Origin of the sequence: Wenjunlia tyrosinilytica, assembly GCF_014646055.1 — a bacterium.
GTDB classification, from domain to species: Bacteria; Actinomycetota; Actinomycetes; order Streptomycetales; family Streptomycetaceae; genus Wenjunlia; species Wenjunlia tyrosinilytica.
Genome location: NZ_BMMS01000008.1, coordinates 186,933 through 207,254, shown reverse-complemented (window position 1 = coordinate 207,254; position 20,322 = coordinate 186,933). Strand labels below are relative to the sequence as shown.

At 69.0% G+C, this 20,322-nt stretch carries 19 protein-coding genes and 1 pseudogene; 4 read left to right on the top strand and 16 right to left on the bottom strand.

What is annotated here, in order from left to right; translation table 11 throughout:
• Positions 1–148: 148 nt before the first annotated feature.
• From IEY86_RS11490 to IEY86_RS11480, 3 genes are all read right to left on the bottom strand, one after another.
• Positions 149–1,792 carry a long-chain fatty acid--CoA ligase gene (locus IEY86_RS11490; protein ID WP_189131474.1) on the bottom strand — a complete coding sequence of 548 codons (1,644 nt, stop codon included), beginning with the start codon at positions 1,790–1,792 and terminating at the stop codon, positions 149–151.
• A gap of 62 nt (positions 1,793–1,854) precedes the next feature.
• Positions 1,855–2,430 carry a SigE family RNA polymerase sigma factor gene (locus IEY86_RS11485; RefSeq protein ID WP_189131473.1) on the bottom strand — a complete coding sequence of 192 codons (576 nt, stop codon included), beginning with the start codon at positions 2,428–2,430 and terminating at the stop codon, positions 1,855–1,857.
• 342 nt (positions 2,431–2,772) lie between these two features.
• Positions 2,773–3,702 (bottom strand): DUF1906 domain-containing protein, encoded by a 930-nt coding sequence (locus IEY86_RS11480; protein ID WP_229698331.1) that lies wholly within the window; start codon positions 3,700–3,702, stop codon positions 2,773–2,775.
• Between the two features lie 211 nt (positions 3,703–3,913).
• Between IEY86_RS11480 and IEY86_RS11475 the strand changes: the two genes are divergently transcribed.
• Positions 3,914–4,822 carry an EamA family transporter gene (locus IEY86_RS11475; RefSeq protein ID WP_189131472.1) on the top strand — a complete coding sequence of 303 codons (909 nt, stop codon included), beginning with the start codon at positions 3,914–3,916 and terminating at the stop codon, positions 4,820–4,822.
• Here the strand turns inward: IEY86_RS11475 and IEY86_RS11470 are convergent.
• The 12 genes from IEY86_RS11470 to IEY86_RS11415 all read right to left on the bottom strand — a co-directional run bounded on the left by IEY86_RS11470 (position 4,806) and on the right by IEY86_RS11415 (position 16,054).
• The gene (locus IEY86_RS11470; protein WP_189131471.1) at positions 4,806–5,966 is read right to left on the bottom strand and encodes a lipid-transfer protein; all 1,161 of its coding nucleotides are present in this window, start codon (positions 5,964–5,966) and stop codon (positions 4,806–4,808) included. The two genes, IEY86_RS11475 and IEY86_RS11470, sit on opposite strands and share 17 nt — an antisense overlap.
• Positions 5,963–6,406: a MaoC family dehydratase gene (locus IEY86_RS11465; RefSeq protein WP_229698330.1), complete on the bottom strand. Its 444-nt coding sequence runs from the start codon at positions 6,404–6,406 to the stop codon at positions 5,963–5,965. The genes IEY86_RS11470 and IEY86_RS11465 overlap by 4 nt, the downstream gene beginning before the upstream one ends.
• Complete coding sequence (locus IEY86_RS11460) at positions 6,403–7,374, bottom strand: bifunctional MaoC family dehydratase N-terminal/OB-fold nucleic acid binding domain-containing protein (RefSeq protein ID WP_189131470.1); 972 nt, start codon at positions 7,372–7,374, stop codon at positions 6,403–6,405. Before IEY86_RS11460 ends, IEY86_RS11465 begins: the two co-directional genes overlap by 4 nt.
• A 179-nt stretch (positions 7,375–7,553) precedes the next feature.
• Positions 7,554–8,585 (bottom strand): ribokinase, encoded by a 1,032-nt coding sequence (locus tag IEY86_RS11455; protein ID WP_229698329.1) that lies wholly within the window; start codon positions 8,583–8,585, stop codon positions 7,554–7,556.
• Positions 8,586–8,715: 130 nt separating this feature from the next.
• Complete coding sequence (locus tag IEY86_RS11450) at positions 8,716–9,039, bottom strand: hypothetical protein (RefSeq protein WP_189131468.1); 324 nt, start codon at positions 9,037–9,039, stop codon at positions 8,716–8,718.
• A gap of 175 nt (positions 9,040–9,214) precedes the next feature.
• On the bottom strand, positions 9,215–9,562 hold the full coding sequence (locus IEY86_RS11445) for a hypothetical protein (RefSeq protein WP_189131467.1): 348 nt from the start codon (positions 9,560–9,562) through the stop codon (positions 9,215–9,217).
• An 82-nt stretch (positions 9,563–9,644) separates the two neighbouring features.
• On the bottom strand, positions 9,645–10,124 hold the full coding sequence (locus tag IEY86_RS11440) for a hypothetical protein (protein ID WP_189131466.1): 480 nt from the start codon (positions 10,122–10,124) through the stop codon (positions 9,645–9,647).
• Positions 10,125–10,766: 642 nt separating this feature from the next.
• Positions 10,767–11,468, bottom strand: a complete 702-nt coding sequence (locus tag IEY86_RS11435; RefSeq protein WP_308425129.1) for a histone deacetylase — start codon at positions 11,466–11,468, stop codon at positions 10,767–10,769.
• Positions 11,469–11,511: 43 nt separating this feature from the next.
• Positions 11,512–11,946, bottom strand: a complete 435-nt coding sequence (locus IEY86_RS11430) for a nitroreductase family deazaflavin-dependent oxidoreductase (protein ID WP_189131465.1) — start codon at positions 11,944–11,946, stop codon at positions 11,512–11,514.
• 565 nt (positions 11,947–12,511) lie between these two features.
• Entirely contained in the window at positions 12,512–13,651 is a 1,140-nt protein-coding gene (locus IEY86_RS11425) for an HTTM domain-containing protein (protein WP_189131464.1), read from the bottom strand.
• Entirely contained in the window at positions 13,641–14,231 is a 591-nt protein-coding gene (locus IEY86_RS11420) for a DUF5819 family protein (RefSeq protein ID WP_229698328.1), read from the bottom strand. Before IEY86_RS11420 ends, IEY86_RS11425 begins: the two co-directional genes overlap by 11 nt.
• 305 nt (positions 14,232–14,536) lie before the next feature.
• Positions 14,537–16,054 carry an ice-binding family protein gene (locus tag IEY86_RS11415; RefSeq protein ID WP_189131463.1) on the bottom strand — a complete coding sequence of 506 codons (1,518 nt, stop codon included), beginning with the start codon at positions 16,052–16,054 and terminating at the stop codon, positions 14,537–14,539.
• Positions 16,055–16,442: 388 nt separating this feature from the next.
• Between IEY86_RS11415 and IEY86_RS36365 the strand changes: the two are divergent.
• The 3 genes and pseudogenes from IEY86_RS36365 to IEY86_RS11405 form a co-directional block, all read left to right on the top strand.
• Positions 16,443–16,553: pseudogene (locus tag IEY86_RS36365) on the top strand (haloacid dehalogenase); the annotation flags it as partial.
• 1,011 nt (positions 16,554–17,564) lie between these two features.
• Positions 17,565–17,726, top strand: coding sequence for a hypothetical protein (locus tag IEY86_RS11410; protein WP_189131462.1), 162 nt, complete (start codon positions 17,565–17,567; stop codon positions 17,724–17,726).
• 522 nt (positions 17,727–18,248) lie between these two features.
• Positions 18,249–18,908: an HAD family hydrolase gene (locus IEY86_RS11405; protein ID WP_189131461.1), complete on the top strand. Its 660-nt coding sequence runs from the start codon at positions 18,249–18,251 to the stop codon at positions 18,906–18,908.
• Here IEY86_RS11405 and IEY86_RS11400 read toward each other — a convergent pair.
• Entirely contained in the window at positions 18,889–20,175 is a 1,287-nt protein-coding gene (locus tag IEY86_RS11400; protein ID WP_189131460.1) for a helix-turn-helix domain-containing protein, read from the bottom strand. The genes IEY86_RS11405 and IEY86_RS11400 overlap by 20 nt on opposite strands.
• Positions 20,176–20,322 lie beyond the last annotated feature (147 nt).

Genomic DNA, 20,322 nt, shown 5'->3' with positions numbered 1-20,322 from the left:
GAGACAACGGCGAGGCGGGCGCGAACGGGGTCGGCGCGCCGGAGCGCCGCAGACAGAGGCGAGGCGGTGACGCGACGGGGGAAGTCCCGTCACCGCGTCCCGTGACCGATGTCGTGACTGCCTTCCGCGACCGCCTTCCGTGACCGCCCTACAGCTTGGTGACGTCCAGCGCGCCGTCCGCGTACTGCTTGCGGATCACCTTCTTGTCGAACTTGCCCACCGAGGTCTTCGGCACCGACTCGATGATCGTCCAGCGCTCGGGCACCTGCCAGGCCGCGACCCGCTCGGCCAGGAACGCGCGCAGCGCGGTGAAGTCGGCCGTGGCGCCCTCCTTGAGGACGACGGTGGCCAGCGGCCGCTCGTCCCAGCGGTCGTCCGGCACCGCCACCACGGCGGCCTCGACGATGTCGGGGTGCGCCATGAGGTGGTTCTCCAGCTCGACCGAGGAGATCCACTCGCCACCGGACTTGATGACGTCCTTGGCCCGGTCGGTGAGGGTCAGATAGCCGTCGGGGCTTATCGTGCCGACGTCGCCCGTGCGCAGCCAGCCGTCGCGGAACTTGTCCTCGGGCTGGTCGTGCTCCCCGCCCGCTCCGCCGTAGTAGGCCGCGGCGATCCACGGCCCGCGCACCTCCAGCTCACCGGCCGCCTGCCCGTCGTGCGGCATGACCTCGCCGCCGGGGCCGACGAGCCGGGCCTGGACGGAGGCGGGGAAGCGGCCCTGGGTCTGCCGGTACTCCCACTCGGTCTCGACGTCGAGCCCGGAGGGCGGGTGCGCGACACAGCCCAGGGGAGAGGTCTCCGTCATCCCCCAGGCGTGGATGATCCGCACACCATGACGCTCCTCGAACGCCCTCATCAGCGAGGGCGGGCACGCCGATCCGCCGACGATGACGCGCTTGAAGGAGGTCATGTCGCGGGGCTTCGCGTCGATCTCGGCGAGCAGCCCGTTCCAGATCGTGGGGACGGCACCGGCGATGGTGGGGCGTTCGGCCTCGATCATCTCCGCGAGCGGGCCGGGCTGCAGGAACCGGTCCGGCATGAGCAGGGAGGCACCTGCCATGAACGCGGCATGCGGCAGCCCCCAGGCGTCCACGTGGAACATCGGGACGACCGGCAGCACCTTGTCCTGCCAGCTCAGCCCGAAGGACTCGGCGGAGTTGACCTGCATCGAGTGCAGATAGATCGAGCGGTGGCTGTAGGCCACACCCTTGGGGTCGCCCGTGGTGCCGGAGGTGTAGCAGAGGGCGCCCGCGGTCCGCTCGTCGATGTCCGGCCAGGGGTAGCTGGTCGGACGGCCCTCGATGAGCTCCTCGTAGTCGTGGACGCGCGGGCGGCAGCCCTCCAGGACCGAGCGGTCGCCGGGGCCGACCACCACGATGTGCTCGACGGAGTCCAGCTGGGGCAGGACCGCCGCGAGGATCGGCAGGATCGTTCCATTGACGAGGATGACGTGGTCGGCGGCGTGGTTGACTATCCAGGCGAGCTGGGCGGAGGGCAGGCGCAGGTTGAGGGTGTGCAGGACGGCGCCCATGGAGGGGACGGCCAGGTACGCCTCAAGGTGCTCGGCGTTGTTCCACATCAGCGTGGCGACCCGGTGGTCTCCGGTGACACCGAGGTCGTCGCGGAGGGCGTGGGCGAGCTGTGCGGAGCGGGTGCCCACCTCGCCGAAGGTGCGGCGCCGCGGCCCGGACTCGGTCCAGGTCGCCACCTCGGCGCCGGCATGTACGGTCGATCCGTGCTGGAGGATTCGGGTGACCGTGAGCGAAACGTCCTGCATGGTGCTCAGCACGGGTTCTCCTTCGAGTGGGGAGCTGCTCGTGCCGTGATTCTTGCCGCCGGGGGACCGGCTTGTCAGCAAGCCGCTCGATCCAGGCCCGTGTCCCTCTCGAATCCGGGGCGCAGGCCGGCGTCGCAGCGCAGTTTCGCCAGGGCACGGGAGACCGCGCTCTTGACCGTGCCGACCGTCGTGCCCATGACCTCGGCCGTCTGGGCCTCGGTGAGGTCCTCGTAGTAGCGGAGCACGACCATGGCCTGCTGGCGCGGAGGGAGCCTGCGGACGGCACGCCACATGGCATCGCGCAGCGCCTGCTGTTCAGCCTCGTCGGGTCCGGGGTGCGGGACCTCGGGCAGTTCGTCGGTGGCGTACTCGTCTATTCGTCTGCGGCGCCACTGCGAGGTGCGGGTGTTGACCAGGACCCGGCGCACGTATCCCTCTATCGCGCGCTTGTCGTCTATGCGGTCCCACGCCTGGAACGTCTTGGTGAGCGCGGTCTGGAGCAGATCCTCGGCATCGGCGGGATTCGGAGTGAGGGAACGGGCCGTGCGCAGCAGGACGGGGCTGCGGGCCTGCACGTAGTCGCTGAACGCCATGGCTTCCCCGACCTGGGAGGGAGCCGGGGAAGCGCTGGTGAGCGTCGCGTTTGGCATACCCCAACGCTAGGAGCGGGGCTTACCTTCGCGGATCGCCCGGAGGTGCCGAACGGGAGTCAGCCTCAAGTCGTACCCCACGGCGTGTCCCATGCACCCGGGTAGGAGACGAGCCCTCGCCCTCTCGGGGTCGGTGGCAGGGTCGCGGCCGGGCTCGGGGTCGGGGTCGGCTCAGGGTGCGCCGGTTCTTCTCGGTGCGCCGTTTCTCCTCGATGTGCTGTTTCTCCTCGGTGTGCCGGTATTGGTGGTCACTTGGAGGTGTCGCTTTCTTCGGGCTGTCGCTCCTTCGGGGTGTCGCTCCTGCGGGCTGCCACTTCTTTGGGCTGTCACTTCTTTGGGCTGTCACTTCTTCTTGACGATGGCGACGGGGGCGTCGACACGGTTGCGGTCGATCAGGAGGGTGCGGCCGCCGTGGCGCTCCTTGACGTTGCCCTTGTACTGGTGGACGCGCCGGTGGGGGATCCAGCGCGACCGGCTCACCAGCGGTTCGGTGAGGGTGGCGAGGCTGTTCCAGCGGGCGAACCAGAGGACGTCCGGCAGGTTGCCCTTCCCCGCCGCCAGGGCAGCCGCCATGTGCATCACTCCGGCGCTCGCGCTGCTGTAGAAGCCGGTGAAGTAGCCCTTGGACCGCACGGTCTTGTTCCACGCCTGGGTGTAGGAGAGCACTTTGCGCGCGCAGGTGAGCTTGGTGACGCCATAGCCCTCGATGTCGAGGTAGAGCGGGCTACGGCGGTCGATGCCGAGGGCGCGGGCACGGCTGACGGCGTCGAGGGCCTCACGGCGTCCGTCCCGGGAGGGGTGGGTGATGGGGTACTTGCGCTTCTTCGACGACCAGGCGCACGGCGGCTGCGACCCCATGTAGAGGGGAAGGATCCTCCAGCCCAGGCGGTCCGCCGAGCGGACCCAGGCACGGGTGAGGCGGGGCTGTGCGCAAGCTCTGGCGCGGCCGCCGAAATAGATGCCGACGGCCCGGTACGGGGAACTGCGGCGCCAGGCGGTGAGAACGCCGAGGGAGGGGGCGGTGCAGGTGTCGAAGCCGCGGCCGCTGTAGATACGGGCGCCCTTGGCCCTCAGATCGCCGGTGGTGCGGGCCGGCTTGGGCCCTTGGCGTGCATCGAGAGTTCGGCTGGCGTCGAGAGCTTGACGGACGTGGAGAGCTTGGCCGGCTGGGGTGGCGTCGATTGTGGTGGGTGGGGCGGTGCTGGGAGTGGCGGTGAGAAGGCAGGCCATCGCCGCGAGAATCAAAGCGGCACGGGCCGTGAATCTACGCATCCTGGTCATAACGGTCAGTTAATAACACTACGCGAAGCGTAACGCGGAGGCTCGCCCAGCAGCGCTCGGCGCACCCCTCGTGTGCCCAGCCGACGGCGTTCACGGCGTTCAGCTCCCTCCCGGCGCCTGCCGCACGGCCGCACCAACCGCCCCTGTCTCACCCCTCGTAACGCCTTTGCAGCACTTACGCTCCTTACCTCACACTGGCCAGATGTCCACGCCCAACTCCGCCGCACTCCCCCGGTCCGTCCAGCACAGCTTCCGGTTCGGGATCCCCGCGCCGGTGCTCTGCCTGGTCTCGATGCTGGTGGTGCAGCTGGGTGTGGCCCTTTCGCAGCCCCTGTTCCGGCCGCTGGGTGTCGAGGGCGTGACATTCATGCGGCTGGCCTTCGCCGGGCTGGTGCTCACGGTTGTCACCCGCCCCAGGCTGCGCGGCAAGAGTCGGCGCGACCTGGCCGCCGTGGCACTGCTCGGTACGGCCAGCGGTGGGATGGCTCTGCTCTTCGCCGCCGCCATCGACCGGATCCCCATGGGGACGGCCGCGACCATCGAGTTCCTCGGCCCGCTGTCGGTCGCGCTCGCGCTGTCACGGCGGCTGCTCGATGTGGTGTGGGCGGTCCTCGCGGGCGGTGGAGTGGTGCTGCTCGCGCTGATCGGCGAGGGTGCGGGCGGTGAGGCGCTGGACCCGGTGGGGCTGCTCTTCGCCTTCGCCGCCGCGGCGTGCTTCTGCCTCTACATCGTGCTGACGCCGAGGGTGGGCAAGGTCTTCGACGGCTTCGAGGGGCTGGCCGTGTCAATGGCGGTGGGTGCGCTGGTCATGCTGCCGTTCGGCATAGGTCCGGCGATGCACGGGCTGACCACCGAGCCCTCGCCCGTCATGCTCGTCGCCGCGGCCTGCGGGCTGGCGCTGCTGTTCCCCGTCATTCCCTACGCGCTGGAGATGGTGGCGCTGCGGAAGATGCCGCGCAAGGTGTTCAGCGTGCTGGTCAGCCTCGAGCCGGGCATCAGCGCGTGCGTCGGCGTGGTGGTGCTCGGCCAGATCCTCGGTGGGGCGGAGCTCGTCGGTATCGCCTGCGTGGTCGCGGCGAGCATGGGCGCGACGTTCACCGCCCGCGACTGAGCACCAGCGCCGAGGTGGGCACCCCCGTTCCCGCCGTCACCAGGACCCTTTCGGCGTCCGGCACCTGGTTGACGGACGTGCCCCGCAGGAGCCGGACGGCTTCCGCGATCCCGTTCATCCCGTGCAGGTACGCCTCACCGAGCTGTCCGCCATGGGTGTTGAGCGGCAACGCGTCCTCCGCCACGAACCCGGCCGCCTCCCCCCTCCCGCAGAAGCCGAACTCCTCCAGCTGCATCAGCACGAACGGCGTGAAGTGGTCGTACAGGATCGCCGCGTCCAGGTCGGACGGCGACAGCCCGCTGGAGCACCACAGCTGCCGCGCGACCACGCCCATCTCGGGCAGCCCGGTCAGATCGTCCCGGTAGAAGCTCGTCATCTGCTCCTGCCCCCGTGCGGCCCCCTGGGCGGCGGCCGTGACGACGGCCGGCGGATGGGGCAGGTCGCGGGCGCGGTCGACCGAGGTGACCACGAGGGCCTGACCGCCGTCCGTCTCCTGACAGCAGTCGAGCAGGCGCAGCGGCTCGACGATCCAGCGCGAGGCGGCGTGATCGGCGAGCGTGATCGGCTTGCCGTGGAAGTGGGCGGCGGGGTTGTTGGCGGCATGGCGCCGGTCGGTGACGGCGACGTGGCCGAACGCCTCGGGAGTGAGGTTGTAGGTGTGGAGGTAGCGCTGGGCGGCCATCGCCACCCAGGACGCGGGCGTGAGCAGGCCGAACGGCAGGCCCCAGCCGAGCGCCACCCCTTCGGCCGACGGCTCGCGCCGTTGGACGCCGGACCCGAATCTGCGCCCGGAACGCTCATTGAACGCCCGGTAGCAGACCACGACGTCGGCGACTCCCGCCGCCACCGCCAGCGCCGCCTGCTGGACGGTCGCGCAGGCCGCGCCGCCGCCGTAGTGCACACGGGAGAAGAACGACAGGTCGCCGATCCCGGACGCCTGCGCGACGGTGATCTCCGGGCTGGTGTCCATCGCGAACGTCACCATGCCGTCCACATCGCCCGGCGTCATCCCGGCGTCGCCCAGTGCCGCGTGGACGGCCCGCACCGCGAGCTCGAGCTCGCTGACGCCCGAGTCCTTGGAGAACGCCGTCGCCCCGATCCCGACGATCGCGGCCTTGCCGCCGAGGCTGTTGCGCTCGCTCACGCTCCTTCCCCCGCCCGTTCCCCGACGGTTTGCCGGACGCCCTGTCCAAGATCGACTCGAGCCGTGCCCGTGACGTGGTTCCCGAGGCGGTTCCTTCCGGTGAACTCGATGTCGGCGGCTGTTCCTCGTACTCCGGTCACCCGTCCGGTGAGCACCATCTCGTCGCCGGGGTGGTTGGGGGCTCCGAGCCGGATGGAGAGCTTGAGGATCTGGGCGTCGGGGCCCGCCCAGTCGGTGATGAAGCGGCCGACCAGACCATTGGTGGTCAGGATGTTCATGAAGATGTCGGGCGAGCCCTTCGCCCGGGCCAGCTCGGTGTCGTGGTGCACGTCCTGGTAGTCGCGCGAGGCTATGGCGCCCGCGACGATGAGCGTGCGCGTGATGGGTATGCGGAGCTCCGGCAGCTCCTGGCCGACGACGACACCCACGGCGGCGCTCACCGGGCTTTTTCCGGCTCGCTCGGCCCGAACACCGGAAGCGTCAGCTCATCGCCGTAGCCGCGGAACTCGACCGCGACCGGCATACCGATACGTACCTCGTCGTGCGGCACGCCGACCACATTGCTGACGATGCGGACGCCCTCGGTGAGCTCGATGAGCGCGACCGCGTAGGGGGGATCGAAGGCAGGAAACGGTGGATGGTGCATGACCACGAACGAGTACACGACGCCCGTGCCGGCCGCCTCGACCGCCTCCCACTCCATTGAGCCGCAGGCGTTGCAGCCGGGGAGCCAGGGGAATCGGAGTGTGTCGCAGTCGCGGCACCTCTGGACGAGCAGCTTGTGCTCGGCGACGCCGGCCCAGAAGCCCTCATTGTCCCGGTTGATCACCGGGCGGGGGCGCCCGGCCTGCTGTTCCTTTTCCCGTTGCGGCCTCTTCTCCTTTCTCTGCTCGGGTCGGTACTTCAGGATGCGGAAGCGGTGGGTGCCGACAAGCTCGGCCCCGACACGGACGTTCATACAGGTGGTGACGAAGTGCCCCGCACCGAGCGCCGTCCGCTTCCGCGACGAGACGGACTCGATGACCGCGTCGAACCGGATGCGTTCTCCGGGGCGCAGCGGTCGTAGGTACTCCTGCTCGCAGTTGGTGGCGACGACCGCGGAGAAGCCCTCGTCGTCGAGCAGGCCGAGGAGTTCGTCATAGGCGCCGGTGCGGGTGCCCCGGGGACCGGACAGCCCGGCCATGGTCCACGCCTGGAGCATGGCGGGTGGGGCGATCAATCCTCCGAAGCGGGTGGCCTCGGCGGCTACGGGGTCGGTGTAGACGGGATTGGTGTCGCCCATGGCCTCGCACCAGTGGCGGATCATGGGCTCATTCACGGGGTCGGGCCCATACGCCTCGGAGGCGGCGGGCTCGCCCACATAGGCCTGGAGCTTCTCGTCGAGGCCGCGCGGGGACGACTGCTGCATTACCTGACTGTCCGTCAGATCTGTGGCGGGTGTCAAGGTCGGGATCCTTTATCCACAGGCTGTGGATAAAGGATCGGCATGCGGGATTCCGGCTCGCCGGGTGGGGGCCGTGGGAACCCGTGCCCACTCGGTGGGGCCGGACAGGGGGCGGGCAGGGGGACAGGGTTTGCTCGGCGAGGTCAGGGCGCACCTGGGGCGTCGCCGGGTTCGTGCGGCAGCTCCTCGGCCCTCGGGTAGGAGCTCTGCGCGCCATGACCGAGCACCGCGGCCGCGCCCACCCGCACCGCCCAGTGGGCAGCGGCGACCAGGTCGGGGGCGAGGCACAGCCGCCAAGCGAGCGCCCCGGTGAACGCGTCCCCCGCCCCCGTGGTGTCGACGGCCCGCACGGGTACCCCGGGGATGCGCACTCGACGGTCCCCCTCGGCCACGAGTGCTCCACGCTCCCCTAGCGTCACCACCGCGGACCGGACCCCGAGCCCCAGCAGCCTTCCCGCCAGGTCTTGCACACCTGCCTCCGGCGGCTCCTGCGCACCTGCCTCCGGCGGCTCTTGCACACCTGCCTCCGGCGGCCCTTGGCCGCCCTCCGCCGCGGACCCCTGCCGGCTTCCCCTCGCCAGGAGTCGCGCCTCGTGCTCGTTGACGACCAGCGGATCGCAGAAGGGAAGCACCTCGCGCGCGAAGTCCTCGTCGAGGAGACCTTCGGGCGGCGAGGGGTTGAGCAGGAACCGCGCCCCCACACCCTCCGCCGCCCTCGCCGCCGCCAGGACCGCTTCCATGGGGATCTCCAGTTGCGCCGAGACCACACCCGCCTCCGGGATCCGCCGCACCGCCTCCCCCGCCTCGGGCCCGGTGACCCGTGAGTTCGCCCCGGGCGAGACCACGATCGCGTTCTCCCCCTTGCCTCCCACCACGATCAGCGCGACCCCGGTGGGCGCGCCTTGCTCCCGCCCCAGCTCGGAGCAGTCCACCCCCTCCCGCTCCAGCGTGCCCACCAGCAGATCCCCATGAGCATCCCGACCCACTCGCCCGACGAACGCGACCCGGGCTCCCAACCGAGCCGCGGCGACGGCCTGATTGGCCCCCTTCCCACCCGGGTGCACCTCCAGGTCGGAACCGAGCACCGTCTCCCCCGGCGCCGGGTGGCGGCTCACCCGGACCACCAGGTCGGCATTGGCCGAGCCCACCACCACGACGCCCTTGTCCGCGCTCACCGCATCCTCTGCATTCCTATGTGCCTCCCACATTCCCGGCGGGTCGGCCGCGCGGCAGCTCCCCGTACCACCGCGCTGCCTTCCCTCACCGGTCAGTGGGGCCGCCACCCCCCGGTTGCCCCTGGCGGAGCTACAACCGCCAGGGGCCGAAATCGATATCGACGTTCGACTGGCGTACCCCCACGACGCCCGTGTTGCCGGTCACCCCCGTCGTATTGTTCGCGTTCGAGGCGCCGGTGCCGACGGCCGCCTGCTGCGTCGCGTTGTAGTTGCCGCTGTTGGCCCCGCTCACATTCCCGCTGCCGGTGTTGGAGACCACTGCGGCGTTGGAGCTGTTGCCCGCGAAGGCCCCGTCGTCGGCCACGGCGGTGCCCGTGCCCGCCAGGAAGAAGGCAGCCGCGATGGGTGCTGCCGTGATGAAGCCGACGACTCGGGCGCTGCGGATGCTTGGCATGGGTGTTTCCTCCCCAGATCGGATGTCGGTGCTGAGTGGCGCAGCGGCCGGCCGGCCGCTGCGCCGTCCGGACGACGACGTCACAAAGTGAGGTTGCCCAGCCCAAGCGCCAAGATCCGCCCCGACCCCCCATTTCCCTCGCAAGCGTGAGGAATCCGGCGCAAACCTGATTCCTCTACCCTGCCTGCGAAAATCTCCCCGAGTTCAGCACCTCGAGCTTGCGCTGCAGGGCGCGCAACGCCTGCCCGGACACCCCCGGCACCCGGCGGCGCAGCGCGACCAGCTGCGGTCCGAGCCGCAGCGCGGCCTCCACATCCCGCAGGCGCTGCCAGACGTGGTGGGCGTTGTCGACGGCGCTCGTCGCCTCCGGGTGGTCGGGGGCGTGCCAGGCGAGGCGGCCCTGGGCGGCGGCTATCCAGCGTTCCGCTGCCCGGACCAACTGCCCCGACTCATAGGCGATCTGCGCCTGCGCCTCGATCACGTGGACCATCTCCATCGAGGCCATGCCGCTGGTGCGCAGCACGCACTGTTCCCAGTTCGCCGCCAGGGCTGCGGCCTCGGTGTAGCGGCGGGCGTACAGCGCCTGCCCGATCGCGGCCCGAGGGTCATGGGGGGACGACGAGCTCTCTGGAGGAGCGGCGGACGCGGCCGCACCGGTCGGCGCCGACGAGCCCGTTGGCGCTGCGGCCGGTGGCATCGACGTGGACATGGCCGCTGTGGAAGCGGTTCCCGTGAGGGGCGGCATCGTAGGTATGGGAGGCAGCACCACCGGGAACGGCAGAGGGGTCGGCATGGCCGTTGCCGGCGGTGCTCCCGCTGGTGGCGTCGGCGGTGCTCCCGCTGGTGGCATCGGCGGTGTTGGCGCTGGTGGCATCGGCGGTGTTGGAACCGCCGTTGTTGGAACAGCCGTTCTTGGCGCTGATGTTCTTGGCGCCGCCGTTGCTGTCGGCATTGCCGGCGCCGCCGTTGCTGTCGGCATTGCCGGCGCCGATGCTGCTGGCGCCGACATGGTCGGCCCGAGCGTCGCCGACGCCGGAGTTGTGGTCGGCTCGAGCAGGACAGCGTTTGCCCCCACTCCACCGCACCCCGCCGCGTGCAACTCGATCGGCCCCGGCCTCGTTGCGAAGCCCCTCAGCCGCCCGGCCATCGCCCGGGTGTATCCGCCCAGGGGCTCGCCTCCGCGCCTCGGCGGCGGAGCAATCGTTCCCCAGACCTCCAGCCCACCAACGAGAACAAGGGGGTCGAGCTGTGAAAACGCTTCCCGCTCCGCCACCAGATCCACCACGACCGTCGTCGAGCCGGGTGCGCGCCGTGACAGCTCCGAACCCAGCCACTCCCACGGCAGAGCCGAGTAACGCACCGAATTGGGCGTCGTATTGGCGAGCGCGATGTGGGGGCGGCGCTGTTTGCGGTCGAAGACGAGTTGCCCGACCACATGGATCAGCAGTGGCCCGGTCGCCGCGGCCGCCGTCCGCAGATAGCTGAGGACGGCCTGCGGATCGGCGGGATCGACCAGGTGCACGACGTCGACGGGCGCCCCCGTGCCGACGAGCGCGGAAGGCGCTACCGCGGCCAGACAGGCGAGGGAGTCGATCTCCTCAACGGCCCTTATCCGTCTACTGGTTGGAGCAACGGATATCAGCAACGCGCAACCGCGTCCGGCGCTCTTGTCCACCACCCCGCCAACGACCATGGCAGCACCGTATCCGCTGCGCGTGACCACGGCATCACACCGCGGGATCCACCGCCCTTTCGATGAGGGTGACAATCGACTCCGGCGTCCACTCCCGGTCCGCACCCGGCCGCGTCGCCAGATACCCGGCGATGCGGTGCACACCCCAGCCGTGCGCTTCCGCCAAGCCCGAGACGAGGTGCCTGAGATAGGCGGCGGAAGGCGGGTTGAGATCCATCTCCTCAGCGCGATGGGGTGCGGTGAACGTCAACACCGGCCGCCCGTCGATCGATCCGGCGGACACCAGCGTCTCGTACCGCCCGGGGCCCAACTGCGCACGCCCGTGCGTGAGCACCTCCGACAAGTCCAGGTCCACGCCGGGCTCCCGGCGCATCTCCTGCCGGGAGACGTCGGAGAACTGAGACGGCGTGATGAGGTAGGCCCGCGCGGGCATCTCTCCTTCACCCTGCGGGTCGTAAAAAGCCATCCCGCCGGTCCAGACCGTCGACTCCAGGGCGAAATACATGGTCCCCGGCAGCACGACGGACAGCGAACGCTCGGGCCGTCGCCGATCACGGCATCCCGGGTAGGAACGGGCTCCGCCTGCGGGCGTCCCACCGCGGATGTAGCAATCGAACCTCGACAGATGCATGTTCGACCCGTACGCCGCGTACCAGACGCGGCCCTCCTCGGGGTCGGTTCGCGGTTCGAGAACGGTGCCGGGTTCGGGACCGGCCACGGTGTGCCCGACTGGCATGGAACGCCTCCTTGGACGCTGCCGCGGTGCTGCGGTGCGCGCGTCAGGACCGTTCCAGCACGATCACGGGGATCTCACGGTCGGTCTTGGCCTGGTAGTTGTTGTAATCGGGCCACTTCTCGGCCATGAGCTCCCAGAGCGCCGGCTTCTCCTCGGCAGCCGCGGTACGCGCCCGAGCAGGGAACTTGTCGGCACCCACCTGGACCCGGACCTCGGGATTCTCCGCCAGATTCAGATACCAGGCAGGAGGTGCGTCGGCGCCGCCCTTGGAGGCCACGACGACATACCGGCCGCCGTCTTCCCGGTAGATGAGCGCGGTCCGCCGAGGCTTGCCGCTGCGGCGCCCGATGGTGGTGAGCAGGAGGATCGTGTTCCCCCGCCACTCATGACCGTCCGCGCCGTCGGATTCGACATAGCGGCGGATGTGGCCGTTGACCCACTGGACGGGGCTGTCATGGGGCTCGCTCTCGCTGGCCATCGCGTACGCCTTCCCTCTCGACGACGAAACTCTCCCGCTCTGCCTACCCCGGCGCCCGCGCCCGTGACCACCAGCGTTCAGGACGTCTTGAAAGGTGGGCACGCGCTGCTGGAAACGATCGCACGACCGACGTCACCAACCGGCGAAGAGCAGGGACGAGGGAACCTTTTCAGCCGAATTCTCATATTCTGGACGGCCGCGCAAGGCGCTCCTGCCAGGTGCAGGGCCCTCGGAGACGTGTTTTGTCTCGCCGCGACGAGGCGTCATTCCTGAGACGTCCAGTGGCTCGCCGCCTGCCGGGAGCACCACGTCGTACGCGTACTCCATGTAGCCGCCCCAGGTCTCGGCCCTCACCTCGGATGAGCCGTGGTCGCGAACGAACCACGTTCCCGGGAAGACCGTGTGCGGATATCGGGGCATCTCGATTGCGAGCCAGAGCATCGCTTCGCCCGATGGAGTGGCGCGGACCACCGCAAACTTCTGACCCGAGGGTGCAGCTCCTGCCTGCCCCGGTCGCCCCATCGCAGAGGTCACCGCATCTCGACTCCACACTCGCGCGCAGCACTCACCCCGTCGATCCGGCCTGCGGCGGTACGAGCGACGTGCCCGCCTGGGGCGAGCCGCGCATCCCGGCGACAGCCGTCCGGCGGAAGGCGCGCCCCACACACTGGCCGAGGAACCTGTAGAAGCGGTCGGGGAGGAACACGGCATCCGCGATGATCATCGCGCCTGAGAAGATCGGGAGCCCCATGAGGACCGCGATGCCCAGATGCATGCCGAGCAACATGGCCAGGACGACGTACTTGAACCTGCTGAACAGCATGAACGGGCAGGCGACCTGGAGGAGCACGGTCAGGTACGTGGCGACGGCGACCAGCAGCTGATGGCTGTCCACCATGTGCGACAACGCGGGCCATGGTTGGAACAGGTCGAGGTTGAGGACGTAGTGGAGCGCGGTCCCGTTGCCCCAGGAACCGCCCTGCACCTTGTACAGCCCGGCAGAGCCGTAGACGAAGCACACCTGAGCCGCGATGACGAACATGCCGCAGTTGTGCAGCGTCGTCACCAAGAGTCGGCGGGCAGAGCCCATGGGACGCCAGAAGGCGGGCGTTTCCCGGCCCGCCGACCCACTCCCGGCATCGGGTGCGCGAGTGCGAAGACGGGCTCTGCGCGCGTCGAGGGACCAGCGCCTGCCGCAAGCGGTGAAGGAGAGGTACACGGCCATGAGGAGGATGAGGTTGTCTCCCCCGTCCGTCATGAAGATCGACCTCGCGTGGAACGAGGCCACGACGACCGCGAACAGGACGGACACGGCCCTGGTCCGCCAACCGAGCACGAACAGCGCTGACGTGACGAGGGCAAGTGCGTAGCAGACCTCGAAGTATGCGCGGCTGTCGGAGACGGTGAGGATGCTGTACCAGCCGGTCTGGTCGAACAGCTGGGTTGCCAGGGCGGGCGTCCACGGTGAACCGGGACCCCAGACCTCGTCGCGGTGCGCGAACTCCCTCAGCAGGAAGGTGAAGTAGAGCAGCCCGTACCCGATGCGGAGCACGGCCGCCGCGTAGAGGGACACGGCGTGCTCGGTCAGTTGGGTGCGGAGCTCGACGAGGCGGTTGTGCAGCCGCTGCGCGACGGCGTCAGCACTCCGCGGCGCGGCGGACGACGGCGAGGTCGGCACGGCAGATGGTGCCTGCTCAGTTGCCATTGGGTTCCACCTTCCACCAGGGCAGGTACCTGGTGTCCACAGGGGGCGTCGATGCGTTCGGGCGGGGGGTGCCCGCTGCGGGGGGCGCGGCGATCTGTCGTGTGATCACCCGCAACTGGACGGCCTCGAAGGTCCCGGGACGGTGGGCGGCGACGCGCTGCACGGCGATGTTGCGCAGGTACTTCTGCAACATCACAGCCCGCTCCGAGTGGGGCTGATCGTCGGTGCCATACGCTTCGAGGTAGGCCGTCCAGCCCCGACGGAGCATGTTCTGTGTTGTGTGGCTCGGGACGACATTGTGCTTGACGGCGGAATCATCGACGGCGCTCAGATCGAACCAGTCGCTGACCTCAGGGGTGCCGCCCGTCGACGTCCGCATGGTCCGTACCGAGATCTGCCGGGTGACCGACTCCGGATCCGGGGCGAAGAGCCGCCAGTTCTGTTCGAACAGCGGATAGACCCACGCGGAGATCTGTTTGCTGTAGCGCTGTGAGATCTGGTTGGAGGGGGCCACATGCAGAAATACCAGCAGCACGTGAACGAGCGACAGTGCAAGGCACAGGGTCATGCCGATACCCACGGCCGCCCTCAACAACCGTGGCAGTTCTGAATATCCCGCAGCCGGAGAGGATTCCGAGGGCGAGTTCACACCTCTCGGCGCAGGGCCGGGAGTAGCCGTGTCGTCGGCGAGTGCGCAACTCGGCCCCTTCATATCCACTGTCTCCATGCCACCCAGCACGTGGCCTCCCCATCCTGGCTGTTTTCGCATCTTCTGTTTCTGGGCTGTTTCGGTTGCGGCGGTGCACGGCGGATCGTTATGAGGATCCGCCGCGCACCGCCTGTCACACGTGATGGGCTGCGTTCACCCGAGTCGAGTGCTACGGCTCATGAGTCACTGGCGGCGTTGTCACAGGGGTCGCAGTGCTCGTCCGACTGGCCGTCACCGTTGGGCTTGGCGTCGTCACTGCGGTGCTTGTCGCCATGCTCATCTTCGCGACCGCTGGACTTGCCGTGGTCGTCACGGTGCTCGCCCTGGCGATCGCCGTTCGAGCCGTAGCCGACGTCCGAGGCGTGATCGCCGTGCTCGCCCTGGTGGTCACCGGACTTGCCCTTGTCGTCACCGTGCTCACCCTGGTGATCACGGTCCGAGCCGTAGCCGGCGTGCTCGCCCTGGTGGTCCCCGGACTTGCCGTGGGCGTCACCGTTCTTGTCCTGGCGATCGCACTTGCCCTTGTCGTCACCGTGCTCACCCTGGTGATCGCTGCCCGGCCCGTGGTCGCCGTGGTGATCGCCTTGCTCGCCATGGTGATCGCCGCCCGGCCCGTGGTCGCCGTGGTGATCCCCTTGCTCGCCGTGGTGGTCGCCGTGGTCGTGGTCACCGTGGTGGCCACCGTTGCCGCCGCCAATCACGCCACCGTTGCCACCGTTGCCACCGCCGATCGTGCCGCCCGTGACGGCACCGGTGGTTCCACCGGTTGCGGTTCCACCGCCGATCAGACCACCCAGGACCCCTCCCAGGACTCCACCGGTCGTGGTGCCACCTAGGACCCCACCGGTTGTCAAGCCGCCGAGCACACCGCCAAGGACCCCGCCGGTCGTGGTACCACCCGTGGCGGTGCCGCCGATCACGCCACCCAGGACTCCACCTGTGGTGGTAGTAGTGGCGCACGTCGACCGAGTGATCGTGTTGGTGTCCATCGTCACCGAGCCATTACGGGCCAGCGCACGGCCGACGAGGGTCGCCCTGGTGTTCAAGGTGATCGAGGTCAGGGCCAGGATGTTGCCCACGAAGTCTGTGTCGGTGTCGAGAGTGGCGGAGCTGCCGATCTGCCAGAAGACATTGCACGGCGCGGCGCCATTGACCAGGAGCACCCGGCTGGCCGGTGCCGTCGTCAGAGCCGATCCGATCTGGAAGACCCAGACGGCGTTGGGGTCGCCCTGGGCGTCAAGCGTGAGGGTACCCGTGAGCCCGGCTGAGCTGGGCGCGGTGTACACGCCCGGGACCAGCGTCTGGCCACCGAGGTCGGTGGTGATGACCGAGTCCGTCGGCTGGCTGGCGGCATTGTTGTAAGCGGTGGTCAGGTCGTTCTGGGCCTGAAGCGCGACGGCGTCCATGTTGTGGATGGCACCGTTCACCAGACCGGGCGGAAAGCCGCTGATTGCGGACCCCGGGCTCACTCCCAGGTCTCCGTTGACGACGGATGGGCCGGTATTGGTGACGGACTGTCCGGCCAGAACCGCGAAGCTGTCCGCTGTACCAAGGGGAACAGCTGTTGCGATGGCGTGTGCCTGCGTCGGCGTCACCGCGACCGCGCCGAAGGCAATAAGCACGATCGCTGCAATCGCTGCAATCCCCGCGTAAAACGTGCGCCAATGAGGCGCACCAGAGATCTTCGGTGTCATCTTGGGGCCTACTCTGTGGGTGGCGGTTTACGGTTCCGGAAAGTGTGCGACGAACCGCAACCCCCTCCCCAGCAGACACGGGCGTCGACGGCCTACGTTGCAAATCTGCAGGAAGGAGGCTGAAGGCCACATTAACCGACAGACAGCATCAATATCTGAAGCATACGAGTGAATTCAAAAAAGGAAATGCCATTTGCGATCACGGAATATCACGTAAGCACATTACCCATGCTTGCAGATTGTCTGATCATTCGAATATCGAGGGTCGGCCGCGGACACACAAGCAGAATGGCCTTCGCCTCCGCGTCGTCAGCAGGCGTCGTCTGCCTGCTTGTGACCAAGTGGGTCTCGGCGTGCCGTGTTCTAGGCTCTCCGCACGCTCCGGGCTGTGGTGTTCGATGTCGGTGAGTGCCTGGTGGACGAGTCTCGTGAGTACGGGACCTGGGCCGATTGGCTGGGTGTGCCTCGTCATACCTTCTCGGCGATGTTCGGGGCCGTCACCTTGGCGGCCGCCAAGCCACGTACGGGACAGGACTCAGGGGAGGCCCTGCTTGCCTGCGCCCCCGCCCGCGTCGGTACTGCGCCTACTTGCCTTGGTGATCGCATCTACCCTTGGCTGGTTCTCGCTCCGGGCACTCGCTCCGCGGCCCGCCAGCCCCCGCCACGGGCTGCGTTCCAGGACGCATGATCCGTGCAGGATCGGGCACCGGATCGCCGACCGGCTGAGATGTTCTTTCACTGCCTTGCGGTTCCTGTCCCGCTCAGCACGAGCAAGGTGTACCGGCGCCTAGGGCGCCCTCGGCATCGTCACCGCCGAACTCGCCGGCCTGCCCCTGTGGGTACCGGGTCGGCGCCGCACTGGCTACGGCCAAGGGATGGGTGGGCGGGCGACTCGGCCGCAAGGGCACAGCCGGCGCACTGCCCGCCGTAGACCCGGCCTCGCACGGCGGGGTCGGGCGACCTCGCAGGACCCGGGGGTCTACATCAGTCCGGCGCAGATGTGCCAGGACACCCAACTCGGAGTGGCGGCCGCAGGCCGTACCCGCCGGGCCACTGGGATGCCGTCCGCATCCCGACAAGGCTCGCCGAACCGGCACTCGAACTGCTCGACGAGTCAAACGGGGCAGTGTTCGAGGACTGGTGGTTCGAACGGATCCACTGGCTGGTCCCACCTGGGGCCCTGACGGGATGGCAGGCACCCCGGGACGTCACGGTGTGCGGCACGTCATGGTTCGTGACCATGCCCCCGACGACGCGATCGAGAGGCCCCACATCGTGCGGTGCGCCTGGACGACGGGACACGGCTGTGAAGGGGGCACGGTGCCTGTTCGGCGCGCCCAAGCCGGAGTTGAGCAACCGCGAGCGCAGCATTCAGCGGATCCTGAATCCGCCCAGGCGCACGCTGTACGCGCGTGCCCGAGGGGACCGCCACGCGCATTGCCACGGACGACTACGTGCTGCGGCTCGAGGAGGTACTGGACGCGGGCGGGCTCCTGGCGGAGCGCTGCCCATGTTGGAGGCGGATCGACGCAGAGCCGAGGCGAGACCGGTGTACGTCTTCGTCGTCGAGGGGGCGGTGGAGGAGTTGCCGGAACCGATCGCGACGAAGCTGCTCAGGCGGCTGGCGAAGGGCGCGAGCGCTGCCCCGGCCGTCCCCTGGGCGGAGGGGTAGGACGCCCCGGTCTCCCCCACCCCGAGGAAGATCCCCGCCCCCCGCAGGGTGGCGCTCCAGGCCCGGCCGGGGGCGCCTTCCGTCCGGCGATGGATTCATGATCCATTGCGTTGCGGCCGAGCAAACGATCACCACAGCTGCACGAGACGGCGAGACAGCGCCTGGCGAGCGAGATGACTTGCTGGCCAGACGCTGTCCGAGGCGGAGGGTGTGGGATTTGAACCCACGGTGACATCGCTGCCACGACGGTTTTCAAGAGGGCGCGGGCTATGATGATCAATGCGGCTGCGACCTGCGGGAACGCGCTGCCTCGACTGCTCAGAGTGGGGGCCTGGTCCACTGGTGGTCCACGATCCTCCTTGGAGCTGGAGGATTGATACCAGAAAATTCCTCCCTGGCGGCCAACTCACCCACCTGGGTCACGGCGCATACGCGGCCGGTTCACCAGATCACTGCACGGATGCGGGCCTCGAACTCGATCGCCGCGGTTCGTGCCGATCAGGGGTGTTCTAGGCTCTCCGCATGATCCGAGCTGTGGTGTTCGATGTCGGTGAGTGCCTGGTGGACGAGTCCCGCGAGTACGGGACCTGGGCCGACTGGCTGGGTGTGCCTCGGCATACCTTCTCGGCGATGTTCGGGGCCGTGATCGCTCAGGGGCGGGACTACCGCGAGACGTTCCAGGTGTTCCAGCCGGGCTTTGATCTCTACGCGGAGCGGGAGAGGCGCGCTCAGCAGGGGCAGCCGGAAACGTTCGGTGAGGAGAACCTGTACCCGGATGTGCGGCCTGCCCTGGAGGCGCTGAGGACGGCCGGGCTGTGGGTAGGCATCGCGGGCAATCAGACGGTCCGGGCCGGCGGCATCCTGCGGTCGCTCGCCCTGCCCACCGACTTCATCGCCACCTCGGACGACTGGGGGGTGTCGAAGCCCGACGTCGCCTTCTTCTCCCACGTTGTGGCTGCTGCCCCGTGCGAGGCGGACGAGATCCTGTACGTGGGTGACCGGCTGGACAACGACATCCGGCCCGCAGCGAAAGCAGGGCTGCTGACTGCCCTGATCCGCCGCGGGCCGTGGGGCACCATCCAGGCCGATCACCCGGACGCGGAAACGGTGGCGACCATGCGTATCGACAGCTTGGCCGAGCTGCCCGGCCTGGTCGCTCGGTTCAACGCTGAAGGCCGCTGACGGTCGCTCCCCATCCATACATCCGGTCGTCCAGCTCGCGCACGCTCGGCTCGTTGCGCCACTGGTGGAGCTTCTTGCGCACGTCGCGGATGCGGTCCATGCCGGTGGCGTACCAGGTGATGCTGAGCTGGTTCAGGGCCTCCCCCGCCCATCGGCAGGCTTCCTCGACGTTCTCCGCAGCGGCCTCCACCGCGGCCAGGTCGCCGAGGACGATCGTGCGCTGCTTGCCGTGGTCGGCGGGGAGCTGGTCCAGCACGGCCATCAAGGTCTCGCGGGCCTGGCTGATGTGGCCTGCCACGAGCTGGGTGTTGCCCTTGAACGCGGCCAGGCGCACGGGGCTGAACCAGTCCATCCACGCGGGCACTCGCCCTTCGGGGCCTTCCTTGAGCACGTCTTCGGCGTGGCTGATCAGACGCAGGGCGGTGCGGGTGTCTCCGCAGCGGGTCTCGCATTCTGCTTCGACGGCGTCCAGCCATGCCCACAGGGCCGCTGGTGCGGGCCCTCGTCGTGCGTAGGCCCGTGCGGCGGCCATGCGCTCCTCGGCATCCTCCTTGCGCCCGGCCCACCCGGGGATGAACGCGGTGTGGGCCAGGATCGCGGAGCCGAGTAGCGCGTCGTCGGCCTCGCCTGCGGCCTGGAGCGCGCGCACGAATGAATTGCTGGCCGCGTCCGGCTTCTGCTGGTCGAAGAACTCGATGCGTCCGGCGAGCAAGTAGGACTCGGCCAAGGCCGCTGCCAGCGTGACTCTGCTGGCGCCAGCGGTCTCCGCCATCAGAGAGGTACCGAGTCGCGCGTGTTCCACCACTGCGGAGTGGAGTTGGGCTGGCTCCACCGACCAGTACAGGCGACGGTGAGCGGCCGTGATCGTGGCGAAGTCGGCGCCCACCGTCGCGGGCTGGGATGCCGCCTTCGCGGTGGGCAGGGGCGGCGCGGCGAGTCCAATTGCGGCGGCGGTGCCGCTGGCTGCCGTTCTGCGAGGAGTCGAGTCCGCGTGCTCGGTGTGGCTGTCGCCGCTCCAGGGCGGAGTGAACCCGAGTTCGTCCATCGACTGGCCGAGCAAGTGGACCAGGACGCGCTGGTGGTCGGGTTGTGGCCAGGGCGGGTTCGCTGACTCCCAGCGTCTGACCTGGCGCACGCTGACGTGCAGACCGCGGATGCCGACCTGCGGGGCAGCGTGCTTCAACGCTTCGGCCAGCGCCTCCTGTGAGGAGTAGCCCGCAGCCTGACGGGCTGCCTTGAGCTTCGCGTTGCCTATGGACCGTGCCATCCCTACCTCCGACTTGCGGCTACCTGTGGCCCAAGGTAGTCCGCCGTGGGACCAATTGAGGACTCCTCCAATGGCAACTTCCGATAGAAGTCCTATATAAGTCCTCTAAGAGTCCCCTAACCGGCCTTCTGTGGGACCTGTTGGAGC